Consider the following 19,975-nt stretch of genomic DNA (forward strand, 5'->3'; position numbering starts at 1 on the left):
GGTGGAAAAACAAATACAAGCGTCGGGGTTTGTAATTCTGCCCCGATTACGCTTCAAAAAACTGATCGACAAAATGCTTTATCAACATTTTATGGAGCTTGCCAATTATCAACCTAGTAATAATTGCGAGAGAGGACAACTAATTGTTTCAATTCTAAAGCTTTCAGAAGAAACTGGATGGAGCTATGGAGTCATAAGGGGATCCATTAAAAGATTAACTGATTCAAATTACATTCAGGCAGAACCATTTAAGCAAAACAAACAAAATAAAGGGCTCTTAATCACTGTTTTAAATTATGACGAATACCAAAATTTAGGTAGCTATAGCAAGAAAATTAACAAACAGGATAACAAACATATTAACAAACAAGATAACAAACAGGAAGATTCCGCAATCCCTTGTGACACAAGGAGTGAAGAAGCTTTGAAAAGTGAGATTAACAAACGGGATAACAAACCAATTAACAAACAAGATTACAAAACTATAACAGCATATATAAACAGCATTAATAACATCAATAAAACATTAAAAGAATATATCGTCGAAGCTCCTGTAAAAAACAAAAATTTGAGGTCTACAGAAGATATTGAAATCTTTGTTGATTTCGCTTTGCGAACCAACGCTTTACCTGTTGGAATATCAAAGAAAATTCTAGTTGCCTATTTCGATTGTATTCGGCTTACAAGGCAGACATGCACTATATCAGCCAACATCTTAGTGAAATTCATGGAGAAGATCCAAAAATACTCTATTAACCAAATACATTATGCTCTGTGGAAACACATTGAGCAACATGATGACAAAAAAGAGACTTACACACTGGGAATTCTAAGGAACACAAAAGAGCATGAGGCACGGCGCGGGCTTATCAAATTGAAAAATAAAGGCGGTGCATTAGAGCGTGCAGCAGGTGAAGAACATTCTCAATACGACTATGGATTCTAAAATTCTGACGAAATATTGTTGTTTGGGATGTCGGAAGGAAGTCTGGGTGATGGAAGCAACGATTCCTTTCGGTCCTCAAAAAGGGAAATTGATCAGGAGAAAACATGGCTGTGACTGCGAACTCATATCGGATGTGAAACGTGAACTTAAAGAAGCTAAAAAAGCCAGCCTGAAACGCATCTTTGACGAAAACAGTTTGATCAATCCGTCGTTGAGGGAAGCAAGCTTCGAAAATTTCATACCGGGAGAATTCAGAGAAGCTTATGAGAAAGCAAAAAATTATGTCATAGAATTCGATATTCATAAACCTAAAAACCTATTATTTCAAGGATCATTCGGAACTGGGAAAAGCCATCTATCTGTTTCGATAGCAAAAGCCTTACAAGAAAAAGGATTTACAACCATTTTCATTTCAACTCCTAAGCTGCTTACAAAAATAAGGTCTACATACAACAAGAACAGCGAGATTGGAGAAGAAAAAATCATCAATGCCATTGCAGAAGCAGACTTGGTGGTGTTTGACGATATTGGCGCAGAAGGCGAAACGTCAGGATGGCCTGTACAAAAATTGTTCGAGATTATTGATCAACGTGCTGGAAAACATAGCGTTTTTACAACGAATTTGGCGTCTGTTGAATTCGAAATAACAAAAGACATGCAGCGAATCTTCTCCCGAATGATGATGAACTCTGAACCGATCATCATGAACGGAACGGATTATCGGAAACGGCAATTTTTAAAGAAGGTGAAAGAAAATGTGTGACCTTTGTAACGGATCTCGAAGAGTGATTGACGACACTGGATTTGGATACGTGATTCAAACTTGCCCGAACTGCGGGCCGATGTCGGAAAAAGAGTTTCAGGAGTATCACAAACTGATTAGGGAACGGATTGCGGCTGCGGAAGAAAAATTGAGTATGTCGGAAAGGGGGATAGCTGATGTCTCATAAATTAGACGAACTAACGCCAGAGATTTATTTGAGATATAAACGGACCAAGCTACATGACATCCAAATCGCCCGTTTATATGACTGTTCAGAAGAAACTTTGACAGCCTGGAAGCGGAAAAACGGGTTGTTCGGTGTAAGGAGCAATAAATGGGACACGCGAAAAAAATATTTTCCTGATGAAATCGAAAAAATGAAGAAAAAATTTATCGAATTGTACAACAAAGGATGGAAACAAGAAGCCATCGCGGAAGAATTGGGGATGTCTCGGCCATCATTATCCCTATTTATAAAAAGATTCTTACCGCAATATAAAGCTTTTGAAATAAAGATGAAACTTACTAAAGAGCAAAAAGAAATAATTCAGAAACATGGGCTGACGGCCAATACAGTTCTTCATCGCATCCGTGCTGGATGGCCGATTGAAAGAGCGTTGACTCAACCAGCACGTAGAAAAAATAAAAAACGAAAGGACGTGAGTTAAATGGGTGTTCTCTATAAAACGGTTGAAGTATCACAGGAGCTAAAACGACAACACATGATCCAGCAGCTTATAGCTCTGGGAATCACAGAAGAAGGTGGCCGGCCAGTTCAGGATTTGGATTACTTTGAAGTTCGGCATCTGCTCACGATGGCCAAAATCAAATCCGAATAAGGGGATGGTGAATCATGGTCCAAGTAGGGGATTGGGTGAAGGTGAAGCTTTGGGGATACTACTTGGTCGGGTTTGTTGAGTATGTGTGGGATGAAACGGTCCAAATTACGAAAGTTTTGAGAGTAGCGTACGGGGAAGTCCAGAGGATTAGCAGCGGTCCGGCATTTATGATGTTAGTCAAATGGAGCCACTCCCAAGTGACATTCATCCAGAAGATTTATCCGTGTTGATTGATATGGCGTTAGATCATTATGACCGGCAATGGTTTGAGGAGTTAACAAGGAGGCGAAAATATGAATCTAGCAAAACTGTTTGAAATGCAGCGTAAATTGGACGCTCATATCGAAAAAGAGCATCCACGTCAACCTGGCGAGGATCGGCTGGCGAAGAAGATTCTCGCTTTGCAAGTGGAATTAGGGGAATTAGCGAATGAAGCTAGATTTTTCAAATATTGGAGTAATGACCAAGAGCCGAGGACAGAAATACCGATTGATTGTCCGTATTGTTACGGTAAAGGTTACATGAACCATGATGAAGTTTTTGAAGGTGGAGAACCTTGGCCTTGTAAAAGGTGTGATGGATCAGGTGTTTATGGATACAAAAATGCTTTAATTGAAGAATATGCGGACGGCCTGCATTTCATTTTGAGCATTGGGTTGGAATTGAACATACCAGTAATTTACGGAACGGAAACTAAATGGGATGAATTAACATCAGATGAAACGGATATTACTCAGCAATTTTTATTAGTTTTCGAAAATGTTAATAAACTAGTACATCCTATCGATTGGATTAATTTATTTGAAGAATTTTATATTCTAGGCAAAATGCTCGGCTTCACATGGGACCAAATCGAAGAAGCGTACATGAAAAAGAACGCGAAAAATCATCGGAGACAGGATTCAGGGGTGTATTAAAAAATGAAGGAATTATGGAGAGATGTTATTGGTTACGAAGGTGAATACATGGTTAGCAATAAAGGTCGTGTTATGTCGTTAAAAGATCCGAATAAACCTAAAATCTTAAAAACATTTATGAATCGCAAAGGCTATATAAGAATTAACTTGCTAAAAAACGGGAAGATGAAACAAGTATTTGTTCATAGATTGGTCGCTGAAGCTTTTATTGGAGAAATTTGCAATGGGATGACTGTTAATCATATTGACGGAAATAAGGCAAATAACAATGTGTCCAACTTAGAAATTGTCACACAAAGTGAAAATGCATTGCATTCTTGTTACGTGTTAGGCAATGGAATTAGACCTGTTTATATGTTAGATAAAGATACATTTGAAGTTTTGAGAGAGTTCCCAAGTATCACTTTGGCAAGTAAAGAGATGCGTATAGATGATGGGACGATTTATAAAGTTTGTTCGAATCAAAGAAATTTTGCCGGTGGATATTCGTGGGTTTTCAAGGATGAATATAATGCCGAAACCATTAAAAAGAAAAAAGAAAAATTAAAAACAAAATTTCAATCTCGCAAAAAAAGAGTGTGCAAAATTGATCCAAAAACTATGAAAGTGCTAGCGGTTTATGATGGCATACGGGAGGCAGAACGTATAAACGGGATTTCTACGATAAAACATTGTGTTTCTGGAAGGGTAAAAACCGCAGGAGGCTATGTGTGGAAGTATGCACAATGAGCGAAAGGTAGGTTAAATGGGACTAATGACCAAACAGGAACGTGAAGATATTATAGAATTTCTTTATTTTGCAACAATGGATTCCGGCAAATACAGCAGATCATTCTTTGAAAATCAAACCGACGATGAATTGCAACGAATGTATGACAACTGGACGAAGGAAGGGCGATTGTTTTGAGTAGTGCAACAAAGTATAAATCTAAAAAAGTTGAAATCGATGGACATGTATTTGATAGCAAAATTGAAGCACGTTACTACGAGCAATTGAAATGGTTGCAAGAGCATAATCAGATCTTATTCTTCCGGCTTCAACCACGTTATTTACTGCAAGAAGCGTTCAAAAAGAATGGTAGAACATTTCGGAAGATTGAATATGTCGCAGACTTTGAGGTTCATCACTTGGACGGTTCTATTGAAGTCGTGGACGTGAAAGGATACGAAACAGAAGCATTCCGGCTTAAGAGAAAGCTGTTTGAGAAGAAGTATCCTCACAAACTATCTCTTGTCACATATGTCAAAAAGTATGGTGGTTGGATTGAGCTGGACAAGCTCAAGAAATTGCGGAAGGAAGCAAAGAAACAGAAGGTGGGTAGTTAAATGCAAAACGTCTTAATCATAGATCAACGCCCGCACTGGATGGTGAAAGAGGATAGAGAGTATGCTTGCCGTACTTTCTGTTCTCATTACAAAAGATGTTCGAGTCGTGTTGGGTTCGATTGCCGGAAGTTGGGCGGAGAAGTGATTCCGAAGGTGAGAGGGTGAAATAAACTATGAAAGAAATTAAGTTTCGTGCTTGGAATAAAAAGGCTAATTTCATGATCTATTGGGATGAATTTATTGATTATGAAAAAGATCAAATAGCAATCGTAGGCAAAGATTATCGGATGTTCAATGACCCTGAATTTGAATTAGTGCAATACACAGGCCTCAAAGACAAGAACGGCCGGGAGATTTATGAGGGGGATATTGTTAAGGTTACATGGCGTTATGACTCTGATATTGGCACAGTTAAATATATTAGAAACGGATTTTTTGTGAGTGATATGAAACGGCATACGTCTATTCCTTTAGGTAGTATTTCAGCAACTTACGAAGTCATCGGCAATATTTTTCAGGACGGTGATTTATTGCGTGATAGTTAGAGTCCAGAAACCAATTGAGTTCATAAACAAATGTAATTGCATTGTAGATTATTCTGATTTAGAAAAAGCAATTCTTTGGTACACAAATAAACCAGTTACAAGATTAAAAACAATCTACCTACATGGGCAGTATCCAGCAGTGAGTATACACAAAGAAAAAATTCACGTCCATAGATTACTGATGATGTATTGGGAACAAAGGAAGTTAAGGTCAGAAGAATATGTTCATCATAAGGATGAAAACAAACTAAATGCCTTGCGAGAAAATCTTGAAATACGATATGTGTCAGATCATCAAAGTTTACACAATAAAGGTAAAAAACTTACTGAATCTCATAAAAATAAAATTTCTAACGCAAATAGAAAGAGAAAAGGAATGAAATTTAAAAAGCGTAGAAATATTCCTTTGGATGAACTAAGAATACTTCTTGACAAAGGGTGGAGTGTGAACAAAATAGCAAATCACTTCAATGTAGATTGGTCAACAATCAGAAATAGAATTTACGAAAATCCGGAATTGTTAGGTGGTTCAAATGGGTAAAGCACTCAGGAAAATAAAACGCGGCAGGGAAACAATCGCTTTTCCTGCTCGACAAAACGGAAAAGTGTCGGAACAGGTCATGCAGGCTTGGAATAAAGGCTTTTCTACTGGGGCTCGGGAGCAAAGGGAACAAGACATTGAACAGGTAATGAAGTGGCTCGGAAGCCTTGAAGAGATCCCGGGAATCGGCGAAAAACGAGCTTGGGAGATTCGGAGGCATTTCCTTGATTTTTTCGGGAGGGAGAGTTAATTGATGGCACATTCAGAAGAAAAATTCATTTATCGCATTATCGCCCAAAAGAAGGGGATCACGATTACTGCAGAAACAGCAAATGAAATGACGATGGAAGAAGCAAAACAAACAGCGATCGCAGATGTTTTAGGTGGCATAGATAAAGCGATCAAATTCGAGCCGTTTGTTGTTGTTCCGATTGCGACAAAAGAGAGATGGGATCGCAAATGTATTAATTTCTGTCCTCGATGCGGTGCGAATTTAAAGGATTATGAACTGGAACAATCAGAGCGTTTTGAGTGTTTTGAGTGTGGGACATCGATGGACGTCCACATTCATTCTTATGAAGAAGTATGAGGAAACGGGAGGGATCGGAATGAGCGATAAAAAACAAGATATCTTTCAATTTTTAAATGAACTAAGGGAAAAATGTCATTCTCTAACCAATGAAAAAGATATTTTTGAAAATGGTGTCATCAAAGTACCAATTGAGGATTTGGATAAATTAATTGGGATAGTTGAACAGAAACAGCGGGAGATAGAACGTTTAAAAACAGATTGGAATGTTGAATCAGCAAAAAGAACAATACAAATAGGAGCATTAAAAGAACAACTGCAGCAAACGAATGAAAAGATCAAACGGTATGAGAAGGCGTTGAAAGGAATTAAAAACGACATAGAAACAGATTACACACAAGAAGAAATTGCACTTGGAGAAATGACTAGTCTGCTAACAGTTATATATGAACAAGTTCAACAAGCATTGGAGGGAACGGAATGAACCTTAGAGAGATTGATCGTCTGGTTGCGGAGAAAGTGATGGGGTGGAAGGTTTCTAAAGGAAGATCGGGCTTGGAGTGGTACGAAGCTAATGAAAATGGAAAGTTTGAATTCATTCGTTCCGTTACAGATTTCGAGCCATCTACAGACATTAGGGACGCTTGGCAAGTGGTGGAAAAATTGAAAATTGCAGTAATACCACAAGCTGGCGATCCTCCTACAGATATGAAATATCTAGCTGAAATAGATAGACAACCTTTTGGTGATAATTATGAAGCCTATGCTGGAACTGCTGAACTTGCCATTTGTTTGGTGGCGCTGAAATCGGTAGGGGTGAACATTGAATGATTATATCCTACTGCCCCGACTGCGGGTGGGAAGTTTGGGACTTTAAACCGGTGATCAAGATCTGTTGCGGGTATTACGTTGAACACGAGGAAGTGGAGGGAGAATGAAGTTTTTAGTTGTGTATGAAGTTCCACCCATGAGAGGGATTTTTCATACAGAAATAAATGCAGACAGTACAACGGATGCAGAAGAAAAAATTCGATTGAATCCAGAAACAGCACATTATCGAATAAAAGAAATTCTATTAATTGAATAAAAAACGCCAGGAACATTTTAAAAAAGGAGTTGTTAAACAATGAAATATTTTGAAACATATTATCCATATTACGCACTAGTTAAGGATGAGAATAAAGAGGATGCTATGAAAACATATGTAAAGTTTGTTGCAGATGATGATGGTACGTTGCACTTAGAAATGAAAGAGGTTGAGCGCGATTACGCTCTTGCAAAGTATAGCAGAGGGTTATCAGAAGACGGAAAAGAAATTCCTATTTCAGAAATTCTTGATGATTTTCAAAGTGAGGAAAGTTCGGTTTTATTGATTGATCCTGCATTGGTCTGACGAACTGTTAATGTACAAAAACGCCAGGATCTCTCCCAGCTTCCCCAATCTCATTTTATCACATGGGAGGGGTCCTGGTGAAAGTAAATCCAGAAACAATGACAGCGGAAGTCAATCTCATGGAGAACTCCATGTATGTCGTCAAAGACGGTCAAATCACAAAAATTGAAGCCCCTCAAACGGGCTTTGGAGAATATACAGCGGTTTGGAAAGATGGAAAAGTGCTTGATGTGATAAAGAGTGAAAGGGTGCGGATTTAGTGAATAGAGAGTATCTTCACGGACTAGAACTAGATGATTGTCCTAACTGTGGCAAGCCTAATAGCGCTACAAGGGGTTCTAGTCGTTGGGGGCATGATTATTTATGTTGTAGTGAAGCTTGCGGTATTCGGTTAGGTCAGAAAATAGATGCTGGTATGATTGACCTTCCAAGGTATCAATATGGTCCGTTTGGAGTTCTGATGAATGATTACAAGCTTCAAATTCAAAATCTAAGAAAACGAATTAAAGAACTTGAAGGTCAGTTAAAAGAAAATAATATCAAACCGATGAAATCAAGAATATAAAAGCCTTACGGAAGAACCGAGGGCACTAAACCAACGCAAAATTGCGTTCGTTTGGTGTCCTTTTTTGTTTGCAGAAAAGGAGTTGAGAGCATGACTAAAACATCGAAAAAAGACCGCCGTATGAAGGCGAGAAAGGGCAAATCAGAGCATTTTACAAGGCGGGAGATAGAAGAGCTTATGGGGATGAATCGACCTGTATATGAGCGCCGTAGAGGGGCAATCAGACGAAAATATTAGTTTGGGGTGATTGGTATGAACAAAAAAGAGATTGCGAGCATCTTACGTGATTATCACTGGATGATTAATGAAATTCAACGGCAGCGGAAAATGTTATCCGATGAAGTTAATGGCAATTTCACTGCACAATATGGTATTGAGTCATCTTTACCAAAAGGAAAAGGACAAAATGGAGATCCCATCTTCCGGGAAGTCATTCGCAGAGAGAAGAAGTCAAGGTGGATCGAGAAGCTTGAGAAGAAGGTTATGTTCGTACAGGAGCATATGGATTGTATTACTAATGAACGCGAAAAGGCTGTTCTGGAGTGTTTGCTTGATGGTATGAGTATGATTGCCATTTCAAGACATATGGGCTTTTCAGAGAGAACTATTTATAAAATCCGTGAAAGCATAATTGATAAGATGTTGGAGAATGCAGAAAGTGCAAGAATTGCAGGATAATATAATAATTTTACAAATGTTGTTGCTGTCGAATATCATGGAAGGCAGGACGGGGAGGCGGAAACCTCCCTGGTTGGCAAGCCATCTATAATTGATTGAAGCACCACCTTTCGGTGGTGTTTTTGTTATAATTTGTCGAACAAATGTAGTAGGAAAATAGTCTCCTTTTGTCGAAGAGTGGTGGCAAAGGGAGGTGAAAACAGTGTCTAAATACGTTTATAAAGTATACGATTATAATAATAGTGCAGTCTATGATACGTTAGAAGAAGAATTGTTGAAATTGGGCGAGCAAGGTTGGGAATTAGTTTCAGCATTACCGATAGTTTCTGGTGATGGAGATGATGAAGGTTTAACAATAAGGACACGTAACATTAAATTGATTTTCAAAAAACAGGCATAATTATTAAAGCACCCATCGAGGTGCTTTTTCTTTTGTTCCAAAACAAACACAAATGTCGGAGGTGGCAGGTGATGTAGCAGGTGACGGAAAAATATATTCAAGCTGAAAAAGATTATGTCAAAGGCATGAAATACAAGGACATTGCTGAAAAATATGGCGTGTCTTTAAATACGGTCAAGTCATGGAAAAAGCGTTACGGTTGGACGCGTGAAAAGGGTGCACACAAAGAAAAAGGTGTGCACACGAAAAATAAAAGGGGCGCACCTATAGGAAATATAAATGCAAAGGGAAATAAAGGCGGTGCGGCTCCAAAAGGAAACCAGAACGCATTGAAGCACGGCTTCTTCTCCAAATACATTCCAGAGGAAACTCTTGAGATCATGGGAATGTTAGAAGAGAAATCGCCTGCTGATCTGATATATGACCAAATCATGATTCAGTATGCTGCAATCATCCGGGCACAACAGATTATGTTCGTTTCCGATCAAGACGACTTGACCAAAGAGCTCAGAAAAGAGAAGAACACACTCACTGAAAACATGGAAGTCAGCGAAAAGGAATATGAGGTCCAATTTGCATGGGATAAGCACGCAACTTTTCTTAATGCTCAATCCAGGGCAATGAGCGAGTTGCGAAGCCTGATCAAGCAGTTCAATGAATTGGCACATGAAGATGATGAGCGTCGATTGAAACTTGAGCAAATGCGGTTAGGAATCGAGAAAACGAAGGCGGAGGTTGAAAAAATCTCTTCCGGTTCCGACGACAAGCCGATTGAAATCCTCATCAAGCGGAAGAGTAAAGGTGATGGATCATGATCGAAAAAGAAGTGAACCCTCACTTTGAAGATTTTCTGTTTGATTGGTCCACAAAATTTCAGTTTCTTGTCGGTGGTTACGGTTCATCTAAAAGCTATCACATTGCTTTAAAACTAATCTTAAAACTATTAAGCGAAAAACGAACAGCATTAGTCGTTCGTGAAGTTTATGAAACGATCCGGGAATCGTGTTTCTCGTTACTTGAAGAGATTATCACCGATTTAGGGTTAGAGAACCAAATCAAATGTGTAGTTTCTCCAATGCAAATTCGTTTCCCGAACGGATCCAAAATCATCTTCAAAGGGATGGACAAGCCAGCAAAACTGAAATCCATCAATAACATTTCGATCATTTGGTTAGAAGAGTGTTCAGAGATTAAATACGCTGGTTTTAAAGAGTTGTTAGGACGCTTGAGGCATCCCTCATTGAAACTTCATATGATCCTATCAACAAATCCAGTGAGCAAAGACAACTGGACTTATAAACACTTTTTCAAGGATGAACAAAATAACCGTTTTATTTTGGACGATGAAGAACTATATGAAAAACGGACAATCATAACAAACGACACTTATTATCATCACTCAACAGCTGATGATAATTTATTTTTGCCTGAAAGCTACATTGAACAATTAGAAGAACTGAAAGAATATGACCCAGACCTTTACCGAGTTGCTCGGAAAGGTCATTTTGGCGTGAATGGCGTTAAAGTATTGCCACAGTTCGAAGTGGCTCCACACGATGAAGTGATGGAAGCTATTAGACGTATACCTAATCCAATTAAACGAGTGGGGATGGACTTTGGTTTTGAAGAATCTTATAACGCTATTATTCGTCTAGCGATAGATCCAAACAAAAAGCATCTCTATATCTATTGGGAATATTACAAAAACAAAATGACGGATGACCGAACGGCTGAAGAAATTAAGGAGTTTAAGGAAACCGGTGAATTAATCAGAGCTGATTCAGCAGAGCCTAAGACAATCCAGTTCTATAAACAAAATGGATTCAACATGAGAGCGGCTAAAAAGTTTCAAGGATCACGGTTGCAATACACAAGAAAGGTCAAACGGTTCAAGAAAATCATTTGTTCCGATCAATGCAAAAATACAATCCGCGAGTTGAAGAATTTAACTTACAAGAAAGATAAGAACGATGAAATTATTCCGGATGAATTCAACATCGATCCGCATACACTCAGTGCTATTTGGTATGCTCTGGACGATTATGAAGTATCAGACCTTAAAGCACCGTTAGAACGATATAGGAAGATGCTCGGCCGACGCAGATAGGTGGTGATGAAATGAAAACCGTGGAAAAAGCAAAGGTCCTGCGGATGGATTTCATGCAAGGGCATGGAAAAGGGTATGGAAAAGACGCTCTTGTAAGGCAACAGCCGGGAATAAGACGGAGACTAACTACACAGGAGTTAACCGACTTATATGCAACGAATAGTATTGTCCAAAATATCATCGACATTCCTGCAGAAGATATGACCAGAAGCGGTTTTGATCTCGTTATGGAGGATGAGGCGCTAAAAAATAACATTATGAGTAAGCTTCGGGATTTGAAAGTCAAAGACGCGTTTAAAAAAGCGCGATCCTATGAACGTCTGTATGGTGATGGCTTTATTTCGCTGGGGGTGACTCAATCAGTACCATTCGAATTAGCAGATCCATTGGATCCAAAGAAATTAAAAAGAGTGGATTACATTCATCCTTTTAGCGGAAATAAGGTGAATGAATTCATATTGAATGAGGACATGTTTAGTCCGAACTACGGACAAGTTGAGTTTTTTCAAGTAAATAGGAGATCAAGAATTGGGCAACAAATTGCGGGAATATCTCAAGATAATGTCCATGCTTCACGTCTTATCCATGATCAGACACGGAGATTGGAAGATGAATACCGAGGCCAGCCATTGCTTGAGTCACTATACGACATCATCACTGTTTTGGACACTTCCTTGTGGTCTGTGGGGCAGATCCTATATGACTTTGCGTTTAAAGTCTATAAATCAGACAGTATCGTGGATATGGATGCTCAAGACAAATACGAATTAGGCATGCTTATGGATTACATGTTCCGAACGGAAGCCCTTGCTGTCATTGGCAAAGATGAGGAACTGACCAAAGAAACAACCAATACAACAGGGATTAAGGATCTCCTTGATTATGTTTGGGATTACCTTTCCGGCGCCGTCCGAATGCCGAAAACAGTCATAAAAGGGCAAGAAGCAGGGACCATCACAGGCGCTCAATACGATGTGATGAACTATTATTCTCGCATTGCTGCCATGCAAGAAAACGAGATGCGCCCGAATTTGGAAAGATTGATTCGTTTACTGCTTCAATCAGAGGAATTTGGAAAACTGGATCCAGAAAAGGTTGACTGGAAGATTAAATTCAATCCTTTGTGGCAAGTAGATGCCAAAACAGATGCCGAGATTCGCAAGTTAATAGCCGAAACAGATCAGATTTATGTTACCAACGGAATTCTCACTGTTGATGAAGTAAGGGAAACTCGTTTCGGTCAGTTTGGGTTAACAAATGCTTTAAAATTCAGTGGCGATGAAGCGGATTTAGAGAGAATGGCTAAAGAGGTTTATCAAGCATGGAAGGAACGTGGCAAAAATGGCTAGAAAAGCCCCTCCTACGCGTTTTCCAGATGCGGTGGCTGTTTCCTATTACCGAGAGATAAAACGCCTTGTAGACGAGCTAGGAAGGCTTACTTTGCGTGTGTTCGATGAACAGATTAAAGAGCAGATCAAATTGTATCAGCGGAATGACAGTGCCTTTTATAAAACAGATGGTCCACTTGATGTTATTCAGCAGGCTATCGATTTGATCAAAGCATTGTCTCTTGGAATATTTGCATCAAGTACCGTAAAAGAAATTGCTACTCGTTTCTTGAATTCGTTAAATCAATACAGCGAAAACATCGCTAGAAATCAAGGAAAGATCAAAGGTATTGATCCGACTCAATATGAACCATGGCTTGATGAATACATGAGATCATCCATAACGGAAAATGTGAGCTATATCAGCACAATTCGAGATGAGTTTTTCCCTAAAATCGAAGCTATCATCTATCAAGGTGTAAAAAATGGCCAAAGCATTAAATCTATTCGGGATCAGCTTGTAGAACGTATTGGAATGACACAAAATCGTGCCAAGTTCATAGCGGTTGATCAAACTGGGTCCATATTTGGTCAAATGACTGCCAAAAGACATCAAGAAATGGGTGTTGAAAAATTTAGATGGTCTACATCACACGATGAACGTGTAAGACCGGCACATAGAGCATTGGATGGAAAAGTATTTCCCTACAGTGATCCACCTGCAGAAGGGCTACCTGGTACTCCGTTTAGGTGCAGATGTGTGGCTATTCCGGTGTTTGATGATTAGCACTTCCATTACGGATAGTGCTTTTTATTATGCACGAGAGGAGGTGATAACGTGTGAAGCTCCAAAGGTATGATAAAACATTCATACAGGATTTTGACGAGACACAAGAGGGATACCTAACCGTCACAGCACCTATCACTCGTCCCGGTGTCTTTCCCTATATGAGAAGTGATGGAACGGTTCAGATGGAAGCAAAGTTGCCGGAGGAAATCTTTTCTGACAAAACGATTCAATCCGCACAAGCAAAGCCGGTAACGGATGATCATCCAAACGAACCGGTGACATTGCAAAATTTCAATCAATATGCAAAAGGGATAACACACACGGATGCAAGAGTCCAAGATTTAAAGCTAGTCGTCTCTTTTACTGTCACTGATGCGGGCCTTATCCAAAAGATTCGTGATGGAAAACGAGAGATTAGCATTGGTTTTATGGCTGACATCGTTGCAGAATCAGGCACTTATCAAGGGCAGCAATATGAATATGTTCAACGAAACATTGAAATCAATCATATTGCTATTGTTGATCAAGGGCGTGCTGGTCCTGAAGTTGCTATTCGTGGTGATTCAGCTGCTTTTATGATTGATTCAAAAGACGAAGGAGGAAAAAGTAATATGGCAAAGTACAAGATTGATGGCAAGGAATATGAAGTGGATTCAGCTGTTAAATCTTATTTAGAGGCTCAAGCGGCAAAATTAGATGCTGCCGAAACTAAATTAAAGGATTATGACGCATTACAAGGACGATATGACGCGTTAGAAACTAAACTAAAAGCAAAAGAACAAGAGTTGGAGGAAGCCAAGAAAAATACCCTTTCTGCGGATGAATTAGACAAAAAAGTGAATGAACGTATCGAATTGATCACCAGTGCAAAACCATTGCTTGGTGATTCTTTTGATTTTACAGGAAAAACAGAACGTGAGATCAAAGAAGCCGTTATCCAAAAGGTGAAACCTGACTTTAAAGGAGATGGTAAATCGGATGACTATATTAATGCATTCTTCGATGCGACTGTAGAAAGAGTAAAAGCTGACGGTTATTCATCCACTGGAGCAAACCAAATGAAGACCATTAGCGGTGATACAGCAAATGAAATTAATCAAAAACGCGCTCAACGATTAAATCTAATTAAATAAGGAGGAGTAAAGAATGACTATTCCGGTAGGACAAGAGTACATGAGTCCGGTTCTTGGACTTGGAAAAATTGCAAGCTATCAAAACTATAAGGCTGATACGTTAGCAGCTTCCAGTGACATCAATTTTGGAGCTGCCGTGCAAATGGTTAGTGATAATCCCGAACAATGTAAAGCATATGATGGCTCTGGAGAATTCTACGGTGTAGCTATTGCCAAACATTTTGTCCCTTCATTTGAAGGCGATAAGGTTGGGAAATACTCGCAGTTTGAGGCAGTAAGCGTATTACGCCAGGGCATTATCACTGTAAAAGTAGAAGAAGATGTAATCAAAGGTGAGAAAGCTGTGATCGATAAAGCAACGGCCAATTTTCGACCAAGTGGAACATCTACAACTGAAGTATCTGGCGTTGTTGGGATTTTCAAAACTTCTGCTAGTGGTGGAGGACTAGCTCAATTAGAAATCAATTTACCTTAAGGAGGAATAATTTATGGGAAATGAAGTACAAGCAACTCTTTCAGCATTAGACCTACAGCAAATCGATAGCACTTTATACGAACCAAAAGCCGAGGAATTAACAGCACGAACTGTCTTTCCTTTAAAAACAGATATTCACCCTGGTGCTGAAACTTATGGATATAACGTTATGACCCGTTCTGGTGCAGCTAAAATCGTCGCAAATGGAGCAGATGATATTCCGTTAGTAGATACAGATATCAAACGTGAAACGGCTAAAATTTACTCAATCATGGCTGCATTTCACTATACACAACAAGAATTACGTGCTAATCAATTAGCGGGAACAAGCGTAGATACGACCAAAGCTGCCACTGTTCGTCGGGCCATCGCTGAAAAAGAAAATAAAATCGCTTGGATTGGCGATAGCGATTATGGACTTGTAGGCGTCGTAAACGCTCCTGGTATTCAAACAGTAGCGGTTGATCAAGGATCTAAAGGATCAACAAAATGGAAAGATAAGGATGGTAATGAAATTCTCGAAGATATTCGAAAAACACGTGCTAAAATCACAATCCTTCCAGGTTACGGCTCTGCTAGTCTAGTATTAGCCGTTCCGCCTGCACAATTTGAAGAATTGAATCGTCGTTATAGTGATTATGATGCACGTTCGATCATGAAAGTGGTTGAAGATAATCAGTGGTTTACCAAAATCGTTCGAGTTCCTGATTTGGTTGGTGTCGGAACGAACGGTTCTGATTCGATGCTTATTTTTAATAATGATCCAGAAACAATTCAATTGGTTTTGCCGATGGATTTAACCCGTTATCCAGAGGAATATAAGTTCCCACGTGTAAAAGTTCCTTGTGAAGAGCGTTGCGGTGGGGTTATCATTCGCTTTCCATATGCTGTTGTAAGAGGAGATGGTATTTAATGATCGTTCATAACAAAGGAAAATATATTCGCCATATAGGCGTCCGTTTAGTGCCAGGGGCAAATAGCTTGAATCAAGAGGATGGAGAAGCTTTTTTAAAAGAATCTGAACACCCACTTAATAAAGTTTTATTAGAATCAGGCGAAATAAGTTACGAAATTAAGGGTTTGTCTGAACTTAGCGCTCAGAAAGCTGCGACATTAGTAAAAGATACATTTGATTTGAAACTCTTAGAAGAATGGAAAGAGAAAGAAACTCGCAAAACAATCTTGAAGGCAATCGATGAACAAATCGAATCCATTAAGAATCCTCCAGCGGAAAAAATCGTTGATCTTAATGAGTAGGAGGCAAAAGGATGAATCCTATTGAAAATGCAATAAGAGCGATTGAATACATGAGATTGAGGTGGGGATTAGCAAGTATCAAGAAACCCGGGTCCTTAAAGTATCCCGGGTACAAAAAGGGTAGCCTTTTAAAAAAGGGTGAACATTTATGGTAGCCACATCGCCGGATCGTGTGCGAGCCATTGCCAAGCATTTGTCATCACTTACTGATGATCAGCTGCAAATTATCATTGATGACGCTTATCAAGAGGTGAAGTCATTAGGTATAAAAGAAGAATACGAAGAACGGTTAACCCGGTATTTGGCGGCTCATCTTGGTTCGCTGAATATTCGTCAAACTCAATCTGAATCAGTCGGTCCAATGAGAAAAACCTTCACCGCACAATCTATCGATAATAACACTGGATTGAAAGTCACTCCTTATGGCCAAGAATATGAACGTTTGAAAAACAGACTTACTGCCAAATCAAGAATCAATTTGACGGTGATTTAAATGGTCAAAGTACAAACAGATGATGATGGATTGCAATGGCTTTATCGAGAATTAGCTGAACTTGATCGCTATTCCATCGAGATTGGTATCTTCGGTTCAGACGATTCCTTTTATGCCATGATCGCAAATGTTCACGAGTTTGGAATGACGATTAAGGCAAAGAATAAATACCTTGCCATTCCTACGAAAGAAGCAGGAGATAGAAAACCTGCAGATATTCCCGGCCTGTTTCAGCCGAAAGGGAAAAATGTCCTTGCGGTGGCTGACAAAGCAGCGGAGAACGGAATAAAGGTCATGTTCATCCTGAAAGAAAGCGTCAATATCCCAGAACGTTCTTTTATCCGTTCAACGTTCGATGAAAAGAACGACGAATGGATGGATTTCCTAAAAAAACAGATTAAAAAACTCTGTGAGTTAGAAATAGACGCACAGACTGTTTTTAAGCGATTGGGGGCCAGGATAGCAGGAGATATTCAAGACAAGATTAGGGATATTCGAACGCCTCCTAATGCTCCACTAACGATTGAAAATAAAGGGTCTGATAATCCACTGATTGACACTGGTGGATTGCGAATGCACGTCACATGGAAGTTGGTGAGAGACGATGGGGAATATGTTTGATTTCTCTGATCTTATTGAAGAATATAGCTTGCCCATTCAAATCATTTTGCCTGAAAATCCAGATGATAAAGGCCACTATGACGAAAATACCGGTGAATGGGTTCCGCCAACACCAGCTGAACCTATTAATACGAAAGCTGTGGTCATTCCCTTTTCATCCAACGAGCTTTATCAAAGTGGCGGCCGTCTCTCATCTGCTGACAGGCAGCTTGTTATTTCTTCAGATATCCCTATTAAGAGCACAGTGATTGCAGAGGGCCATAAATATTCAGTTGAACAAATACTTCCTTACAGTGCTTATGCAGGCTTTAATCTGTACGAATTAAAGTGGGTGAGTCCTTTTGAGCATTGATTTTGATTACACCACTGTCACAAGTGCTTTAATTAAAGCGATTAAAGACGGAACAGGCTATCCTTTGATAGCTGCTAATAGCGCAGGTGATCCACCTCCTTATCCGTATTGCAGCTTCACAATAACATCACCAAAGATTGATATTGAAAGAGATTATGAAGGCGCCATATTTGAACTGGTTGTTTCCCTTACGTGGCATGGAACTAGTTCAGTAGGCGTTTTAAATTTGGCCAAAAAAACAGAGTCCTATTTAAAATCCTCACAAGGCCGTAAAGCATTGAGCGATAAAGGAATAGTGATTGTTTCAACATCCGGTTTTACAAGTCGAGATAACTTTATTTCGATCGATTACGAGCGCATGGCTGGTTTTGATGTTCAGCTTCGTGTTCGTGACACCGTAACCGAGGATGTAGAGACGATTGATGATTTTCAAATAAATAATACTGGAGGTACGAACTAATGGCGATTCAAGACGTTACAGTAACAATTGATGTTCAGAATCCAGCGCCCAAGGTTGGCTTAGGACGTCCGTTGATTTTAGCAGCATCAGCTGAAGCTGAATCAATTTATAAAGAATACAACGGATTGGAATCTTTAAAGGTAGATTTTCCAGAAGATACAAGCGTTTATAAAAAAGCTGCAGCAGTATTTGCACAAAAAAATAAGCCGGATATTGTGGCTGTAGCAACCTATAGCGCTTCAGGCGGTGGCGATCCTGGAACAGGTTTAACAATCGTACAAGCGTTCGAAAAATACTTTGATAAGCCTTGGCATTTTTTGCTTTTGCCTGATGCAATTGCATCGGAAAGAAAGGCTATTTCTGATGCTTTACAAGCGCACAAATTTAAATTTCTCGTTCTGAAAGTTGAAGATAAAGATGAATTAGCGCAATATGCTTCAAATTCAAGAACAATTCTTTATTACCATCCTGATAAACCAGATGAACATATCGACGCGGCCATCATTGGTGATGCAGCATCACTAACCGTCGGATCAATCACTTGGAAATTCAGAAAGGATTTAGTTGGAATTACTCCAATCGATATTTCTGCTGATGAATTGGAGTCACTTCATGCTTCTGGAGCGAATGCTTATGTGTTGAAAGCCGGAATCTCTCAAACTTCTGAAGGCATTACAGCAACGGGTGATTATATCGATTTCCTTCATGGTCAAGATTGGGTGAAAGCGAATATTGAAACTGGATTGCAACAAATGTTGAGCGATAACGATAAAGTTCCAAGCAATGATACTGGCATATCAATGGCCGTATCCGTAGTAACAAGTGTTTTAACAACCGCGACACAAAACGGAATCATTGAAAAAGATGCAAATGGTAATGCCGAATTCACAGTTACATCAAAATCAATGGATGAAATTCCGGAAGAAGATAAGAAGAAACGTATTTATAGCGGATTAGGGTTTGAATATTATCCAGAAGGAGCCTTCCATAAAATGAAAGTTAATGGAACGGTAGTAAATAACTAAAACATTCATTTGTGCGAGCCAATCGGCTCGCTTTTCTAATTTTTTAAAAGGAGGATTCAAAGATGAACGGACTTTATGACGCTTCCAAAATTACGGTAACAGCAAAAAACATGAATGTTACTGGGTTCAAAAAAGGAACTTTCGTAACGGCCAATAAGGACGATGATAATGTCACGGTGGAATCCAATGCACAAGGGGAAGCAGCCTGGGCAATTAACAATTCTAAGCTTGGTACTATCACCCTTACGCTCAACCAAACATCACCTTTTTGCAAATTCTTTAATGATTTGGCGAATACACGTGAGTTTTTTCCAATTTGGGTAGATGATCCAGTCGGAGGAGAAAAACGTGGTGGCACGCAAGCTATGGTGACCAAAATAGCTGATGCTACTTTTTCCGACGGCGTTGAAGCGCGCGCATACACAATCAAGGTCGGGGATTTCACAATTATCAATAGCTAATTCTAATTAAATAAAAAAATGGGGGAATGAA

37 protein-coding genes are annotated in these 19,975 nt (G+C 39.3%); all 37 read left to right on the forward strand.

What is annotated here, in order from left to right; translation table 11 throughout:
• Position 1 precedes the first annotated feature (1 nt).
• The 37 genes from NST81_RS01760 (at position 2) to NST81_RS01940 (ending at position 19,944) form a co-directional block, all read left to right on the forward strand.
• Positions 2-946, forward strand: coding sequence for a hypothetical protein (locus NST81_RS01760; protein WP_341027906.1), 945 nt, complete (start codon positions 2-4; stop codon positions 944-946).
• A gap of 49 nt (positions 947-995) precedes the next feature.
• Positions 996-1,709, forward strand: a complete 714-nt coding sequence (locus NST81_RS01765; RefSeq protein ID WP_341027908.1) for an ATP-binding protein — start codon at positions 996-998, stop codon at positions 1,707-1,709.
• Positions 1,702-1,896 carry a hypothetical protein gene (locus tag NST81_RS01770; RefSeq protein ID WP_341027910.1) on the forward strand — a complete coding sequence of 65 codons (195 nt, stop codon included), beginning with the start codon at positions 1,702-1,704 and terminating at the stop codon, positions 1,894-1,896. Before NST81_RS01765 ends, NST81_RS01770 begins: the two co-directional genes overlap by 8 nt.
• Positions 1,886-2,377: a helix-turn-helix domain-containing protein gene (locus NST81_RS01775; RefSeq protein WP_341027912.1), complete on the forward strand. Its 492-nt coding sequence runs from the start codon at positions 1,886-1,888 to the stop codon at positions 2,375-2,377. The genes NST81_RS01770 and NST81_RS01775 overlap by 11 nt, the downstream gene beginning before the upstream one ends.
• Positions 2,378-2,548, forward strand: coding sequence for a hypothetical protein (locus tag NST81_RS01780; RefSeq protein WP_341027915.1), 171 nt, complete (start codon positions 2,378-2,380; stop codon positions 2,546-2,548). It abuts the gene before it with no gap.
• 14 nt (positions 2,549-2,562) lie between these two features.
• Positions 2,563-2,778: a hypothetical protein gene (locus tag NST81_RS01785; RefSeq protein ID WP_341027918.1), complete on the forward strand. Its 216-nt coding sequence runs from the start codon at positions 2,563-2,565 to the stop codon at positions 2,776-2,778.
• Positions 2,779-2,841: 63 nt separating this feature from the next.
• Complete coding sequence (locus tag NST81_RS01790) at positions 2,842-3,465, forward strand: dUTP diphosphatase (RefSeq protein ID WP_341027921.1); 624 nt, start codon at positions 2,842-2,844, stop codon at positions 3,463-3,465.
• 3 nt (positions 3,466-3,468) lie between these two features.
• Positions 3,469-4,194 (forward strand): HNH endonuclease, encoded by a 726-nt coding sequence (locus NST81_RS01795; protein WP_341027923.1) that lies wholly within the window; start codon positions 3,469-3,471, stop codon positions 4,192-4,194.
• Positions 4,195-4,210: 16 nt separating this feature from the next.
• A complete protein-coding gene (locus NST81_RS01800; protein WP_341027924.1) occupies positions 4,211-4,372 on the forward strand; it encodes a hypothetical protein in 162 nt (53 codons plus the stop codon).
• Positions 4,369-4,791 carry a DUF1064 domain-containing protein gene (locus NST81_RS01805; RefSeq protein WP_341027927.1) on the forward strand — a complete coding sequence of 141 codons (423 nt, stop codon included), beginning with the start codon at positions 4,369-4,371 and terminating at the stop codon, positions 4,789-4,791. The genes NST81_RS01800 and NST81_RS01805 overlap by 4 nt, the downstream gene beginning before the upstream one ends.
• 173 nt (positions 4,792-4,964) lie before the next feature.
• Positions 4,965-5,336 (forward strand): YopX family protein, encoded by a 372-nt coding sequence (locus NST81_RS01810; protein WP_341027930.1) that lies wholly within the window; start codon positions 4,965-4,967, stop codon positions 5,334-5,336.
• Positions 5,326-5,877: a hypothetical protein gene (locus tag NST81_RS01815; protein WP_341027933.1), complete on the forward strand. Its 552-nt coding sequence runs from the start codon at positions 5,326-5,328 to the stop codon at positions 5,875-5,877. Before NST81_RS01810 ends, NST81_RS01815 begins: the two co-directional genes overlap by 11 nt.
• Complete coding sequence (locus NST81_RS01820) at positions 5,870-6,127, forward strand: hypothetical protein (RefSeq protein ID WP_341027935.1); 258 nt, start codon at positions 5,870-5,872, stop codon at positions 6,125-6,127. The genes NST81_RS01815 and NST81_RS01820 overlap by 8 nt, the downstream gene beginning before the upstream one ends.
• A gap of 3 nt (positions 6,128-6,130) precedes the next feature.
• The gene (locus NST81_RS01825; protein ID WP_341027937.1) at positions 6,131-6,466 is read left to right on the forward strand and encodes a hypothetical protein; all 336 of its coding nucleotides are present in this window, start codon (positions 6,131-6,133) and stop codon (positions 6,464-6,466) included.
• 19 nt (positions 6,467-6,485) lie between these two features.
• Positions 6,486-6,890 (forward strand): hypothetical protein, encoded by a 405-nt coding sequence (locus NST81_RS01830; RefSeq protein WP_341027939.1) that lies wholly within the window; start codon positions 6,486-6,488, stop codon positions 6,888-6,890.
• Positions 6,887-7,237, forward strand: a complete 351-nt coding sequence (locus NST81_RS01835; protein ID WP_341027941.1) for a BC1872 family protein — start codon at positions 6,887-6,889, stop codon at positions 7,235-7,237. Before NST81_RS01830 ends, NST81_RS01835 begins: the two co-directional genes overlap by 4 nt.
• A gap of 103 nt (positions 7,238-7,340) precedes the next feature.
• The gene (locus NST81_RS01840) at positions 7,341-7,493 is read left to right on the forward strand and encodes a hypothetical protein (protein WP_157404840.1); all 153 of its coding nucleotides are present in this window, start codon (positions 7,341-7,343) and stop codon (positions 7,491-7,493) included.
• 39 nt (positions 7,494-7,532) lie between these two features.
• The gene (locus NST81_RS01845) at positions 7,533-7,799 is read left to right on the forward strand and encodes a hypothetical protein (protein WP_341027945.1); all 267 of its coding nucleotides are present in this window, start codon (positions 7,533-7,535) and stop codon (positions 7,797-7,799) included.
• Between the two features lie 77 nt (positions 7,800-7,876).
• Complete coding sequence (locus tag NST81_RS01850; protein ID WP_429738851.1) at positions 7,877-8,059, forward strand: DUF3954 domain-containing protein; 183 nt, start codon at positions 7,877-7,879, stop codon at positions 8,057-8,059.
• Positions 8,059-8,364, forward strand: coding sequence for a DNA repair protein RecO C-terminal domain-containing protein (locus NST81_RS01855; RefSeq protein ID WP_341027948.1), 306 nt, complete (start codon positions 8,059-8,061; stop codon positions 8,362-8,364). The genes NST81_RS01850 and NST81_RS01855 overlap by 1 nt, the downstream gene beginning before the upstream one ends.
• A 90-nt stretch (positions 8,365-8,454) precedes the next feature.
• A complete protein-coding gene (locus tag NST81_RS01860) occupies positions 8,455-8,601 on the forward strand; it encodes a hypothetical protein (protein ID WP_341030514.1) in 147 nt (48 codons plus the stop codon).
• Positions 8,602-8,616: 15 nt separating this feature from the next.
• On the forward strand, positions 8,617-9,042 hold the full coding sequence (locus NST81_RS01865; RefSeq protein ID WP_341027950.1) for a LuxR C-terminal-related transcriptional regulator: 426 nt from the start codon (positions 8,617-8,619) through the stop codon (positions 9,040-9,042).
• Positions 9,043-9,244: 202 nt separating this feature from the next.
• Complete coding sequence (locus NST81_RS01870; RefSeq protein ID WP_341027952.1) at positions 9,245-9,442, forward strand: hypothetical protein; 198 nt, start codon at positions 9,245-9,247, stop codon at positions 9,440-9,442.
• A gap of 80 nt (positions 9,443-9,522) precedes the next feature.
• Positions 9,523-10,257 carry a phage terminase small subunit gene (terS, locus tag NST81_RS01875; protein ID WP_341027954.1) on the forward strand — a complete coding sequence of 245 codons (735 nt, stop codon included), beginning with the start codon at positions 9,523-9,525 and terminating at the stop codon, positions 10,255-10,257.
• On the forward strand, positions 10,254-11,549 hold the full coding sequence (locus NST81_RS01880) for a PBSX family phage terminase large subunit (protein ID WP_445662354.1): 1,296 nt from the start codon (positions 10,254-10,256) through the stop codon (positions 11,547-11,549). Before terS ends, NST81_RS01880 begins: the two co-directional genes overlap by 4 nt.
• Positions 11,550-11,560: 11 nt before the next feature.
• Positions 11,561-12,898: a DUF1073 domain-containing protein gene (locus NST81_RS01885; RefSeq protein ID WP_341027956.1), complete on the forward strand. Its 1,338-nt coding sequence runs from the start codon at positions 11,561-11,563 to the stop codon at positions 12,896-12,898.
• A complete protein-coding gene (locus NST81_RS01890) occupies positions 12,891-13,664 on the forward strand; it encodes a phage head morphogenesis protein (RefSeq protein WP_341027959.1) in 774 nt (257 codons plus the stop codon). Before NST81_RS01885 ends, NST81_RS01890 begins: the two co-directional genes overlap by 8 nt.
• Before the next feature lie 53 nt (positions 13,665-13,717).
• On the forward strand, positions 13,718-14,800 hold the full coding sequence (locus tag NST81_RS01895) for a DUF2213 domain-containing protein (RefSeq protein WP_341027962.1): 1,083 nt from the start codon (positions 13,718-13,720) through the stop codon (positions 14,798-14,800).
• A gap of 13 nt (positions 14,801-14,813) precedes the next feature.
• A complete protein-coding gene (locus tag NST81_RS01900; protein ID WP_341027964.1) occupies positions 14,814-15,275 on the forward strand; it encodes a structural cement protein Gp24 in 462 nt (153 codons plus the stop codon).
• A 13-nt stretch (positions 15,276-15,288) separates the two neighbouring features.
• Complete coding sequence (locus NST81_RS01905; protein ID WP_341027965.1) at positions 15,289-16,188, forward strand: DUF2184 domain-containing protein; 900 nt, start codon at positions 15,289-15,291, stop codon at positions 16,186-16,188.
• Positions 16,188-16,532: a hypothetical protein gene (locus NST81_RS01910; protein ID WP_341027969.1), complete on the forward strand. Its 345-nt coding sequence runs from the start codon at positions 16,188-16,190 to the stop codon at positions 16,530-16,532. Before NST81_RS01905 ends, NST81_RS01910 begins: the two co-directional genes overlap by 1 nt.
• A gap of 148 nt (positions 16,533-16,680) precedes the next feature.
• Entirely contained in the window at positions 16,681-17,025 is a 345-nt protein-coding gene (locus tag NST81_RS01915) for a DUF4054 domain-containing protein (protein ID WP_341027971.1), read from the forward strand.
• Positions 17,026-17,646 carry a hypothetical protein gene (locus NST81_RS01920; RefSeq protein ID WP_341027973.1) on the forward strand — a complete coding sequence of 207 codons (621 nt, stop codon included), beginning with the start codon at positions 17,026-17,028 and terminating at the stop codon, positions 17,644-17,646.
• Complete coding sequence (locus NST81_RS01925; RefSeq protein WP_341027978.1) at positions 17,630-17,998, forward strand: hypothetical protein; 369 nt, start codon at positions 17,630-17,632, stop codon at positions 17,996-17,998. Before NST81_RS01920 ends, NST81_RS01925 begins: the two co-directional genes overlap by 17 nt.
• The gene (locus NST81_RS01930) at positions 17,988-18,458 is read left to right on the forward strand and encodes a phage neck terminator protein (RefSeq protein ID WP_341027981.1); all 471 of its coding nucleotides are present in this window, start codon (positions 17,988-17,990) and stop codon (positions 18,456-18,458) included. Before NST81_RS01925 ends, NST81_RS01930 begins: the two co-directional genes overlap by 11 nt.
• Positions 18,458-19,483, forward strand: a complete 1,026-nt coding sequence (locus NST81_RS01935; protein WP_341027987.1) for a DUF3383 family protein — start codon at positions 18,458-18,460, stop codon at positions 19,481-19,483. The genes NST81_RS01930 and NST81_RS01935 overlap by 1 nt, the downstream gene beginning before the upstream one ends.
• A gap of 62 nt (positions 19,484-19,545) precedes the next feature.
• The gene (locus NST81_RS01940) at positions 19,546-19,944 is read left to right on the forward strand and encodes a phage structural protein (RefSeq protein WP_341027989.1); all 399 of its coding nucleotides are present in this window, start codon (positions 19,546-19,548) and stop codon (positions 19,942-19,944) included.
• Positions 19,945-19,975: the final 31 nt, after the last annotated feature.

The sequence above is a fragment of the Bacillus sp. FSL W8-0223 genome (genome assembly GCF_038006805.1).
GTDB lineage: Bacteria > Bacillota > Bacilli > Bacillales > DSM-4216 > Bacillus_O > Bacillus_O smithii.

Bases quoted from the DNA above. Each gene is read 5' to 3' on its own strand.
- NST81_RS01765 (WP_341027908.1), top strand. From the start codon at position 996: ATGGAAGCAACGATTCCTTTCGGTCCTCAAAAAGGGAAATTGATCAGG.
- NST81_RS01770 (WP_341027910.1), top strand. From the start codon at position 1,702: ATGTGTGACCTTTGTAACGGATCTCGAAGAGTGATTGACGACACTGGA.
- NST81_RS01775 (WP_341027912.1), top strand. From the start codon at position 1,886: ATGTCTCATAAATTAGACGAACTAACGCCAGAGATTTATTTGAGATAT.
- NST81_RS01780 (WP_341027915.1), top strand. From the start codon at position 2,378: ATGGGTGTTCTCTATAAAACGGTTGAAGTATCACAGGAGCTAAAACGA.
- NST81_RS01785 (WP_341027918.1), top strand. From the start codon at position 2,563: ATGGTCCAAGTAGGGGATTGGGTGAAGGTGAAGCTTTGGGGATACTAC.
- NST81_RS01790 (WP_341027921.1), top strand. From the start codon at position 2,842: ATGAATCTAGCAAAACTGTTTGAAATGCAGCGTAAATTGGACGCTCAT.
- NST81_RS01795 (WP_341027923.1), top strand. From the start codon at position 3,469: ATGAAGGAATTATGGAGAGATGTTATTGGTTACGAAGGTGAATACATG.
- NST81_RS01800 (WP_341027924.1), top strand. From the start codon at position 4,211: ATGGGACTAATGACCAAACAGGAACGTGAAGATATTATAGAATTTCTT.
- NST81_RS01810 (WP_341027930.1), top strand. From the start codon at position 4,965: ATGAAAGAAATTAAGTTTCGTGCTTGGAATAAAAAGGCTAATTTCATG.
- NST81_RS01820 (WP_341027935.1), top strand. From the start codon at position 5,870: ATGGGTAAAGCACTCAGGAAAATAAAACGCGGCAGGGAAACAATCGCT.
- NST81_RS01825 (WP_341027937.1), top strand. From the start codon at position 6,131: ATGGCACATTCAGAAGAAAAATTCATTTATCGCATTATCGCCCAAAAG.
- NST81_RS01830 (WP_341027939.1), top strand. From the start codon at position 6,486: ATGAGCGATAAAAAACAAGATATCTTTCAATTTTTAAATGAACTAAGG.
- NST81_RS01835 (WP_341027941.1), top strand. From the start codon at position 6,887: ATGAACCTTAGAGAGATTGATCGTCTGGTTGCGGAGAAAGTGATGGGG.
- NST81_RS01840 (WP_157404840.1), top strand. From the start codon at position 7,341: ATGAAGTTTTTAGTTGTGTATGAAGTTCCACCCATGAGAGGGATTTTT.
- NST81_RS01845 (WP_341027945.1), top strand. From the start codon at position 7,533: ATGAAATATTTTGAAACATATTATCCATATTACGCACTAGTTAAGGAT.
- NST81_RS01860 (WP_341030514.1), top strand. From the start codon at position 8,455: ATGACTAAAACATCGAAAAAAGACCGCCGTATGAAGGCGAGAAAGGGC.
- NST81_RS01865 (WP_341027950.1), top strand. From the start codon at position 8,617: ATGAACAAAAAAGAGATTGCGAGCATCTTACGTGATTATCACTGGATG.
- NST81_RS01880 (WP_445662354.1), top strand. From the start codon at position 10,254: ATGATCGAAAAAGAAGTGAACCCTCACTTTGAAGATTTTCTGTTTGAT.
- NST81_RS01885 (WP_341027956.1), top strand. From the start codon at position 11,561: ATGAAAACCGTGGAAAAAGCAAAGGTCCTGCGGATGGATTTCATGCAA.
- NST81_RS01890 (WP_341027959.1), top strand. From the start codon at position 12,891: ATGGCTAGAAAAGCCCCTCCTACGCGTTTTCCAGATGCGGTGGCTGTT.
- NST81_RS01900 (WP_341027964.1), top strand. From the start codon at position 14,814: ATGACTATTCCGGTAGGACAAGAGTACATGAGTCCGGTTCTTGGACTT.
- NST81_RS01905 (WP_341027965.1), top strand. From the start codon at position 15,289: ATGGGAAATGAAGTACAAGCAACTCTTTCAGCATTAGACCTACAGCAA.
- NST81_RS01910 (WP_341027969.1), top strand. From the start codon at position 16,188: ATGATCGTTCATAACAAAGGAAAATATATTCGCCATATAGGCGTCCGT.
- NST81_RS01915 (WP_341027971.1), top strand. From the start codon at position 16,681: ATGGTAGCCACATCGCCGGATCGTGTGCGAGCCATTGCCAAGCATTTG.
- NST81_RS01920 (WP_341027973.1), top strand. From the start codon at position 17,026: ATGGTCAAAGTACAAACAGATGATGATGGATTGCAATGGCTTTATCGA.
- NST81_RS01925 (WP_341027978.1), top strand. From the start codon at position 17,630: ATGGGGAATATGTTTGATTTCTCTGATCTTATTGAAGAATATAGCTTG.
- NST81_RS01935 (WP_341027987.1), top strand. From the start codon at position 18,458: ATGGCGATTCAAGACGTTACAGTAACAATTGATGTTCAGAATCCAGCG.
- NST81_RS01940 (WP_341027989.1), top strand. From the start codon at position 19,546: ATGAACGGACTTTATGACGCTTCCAAAATTACGGTAACAGCAAAAAAC.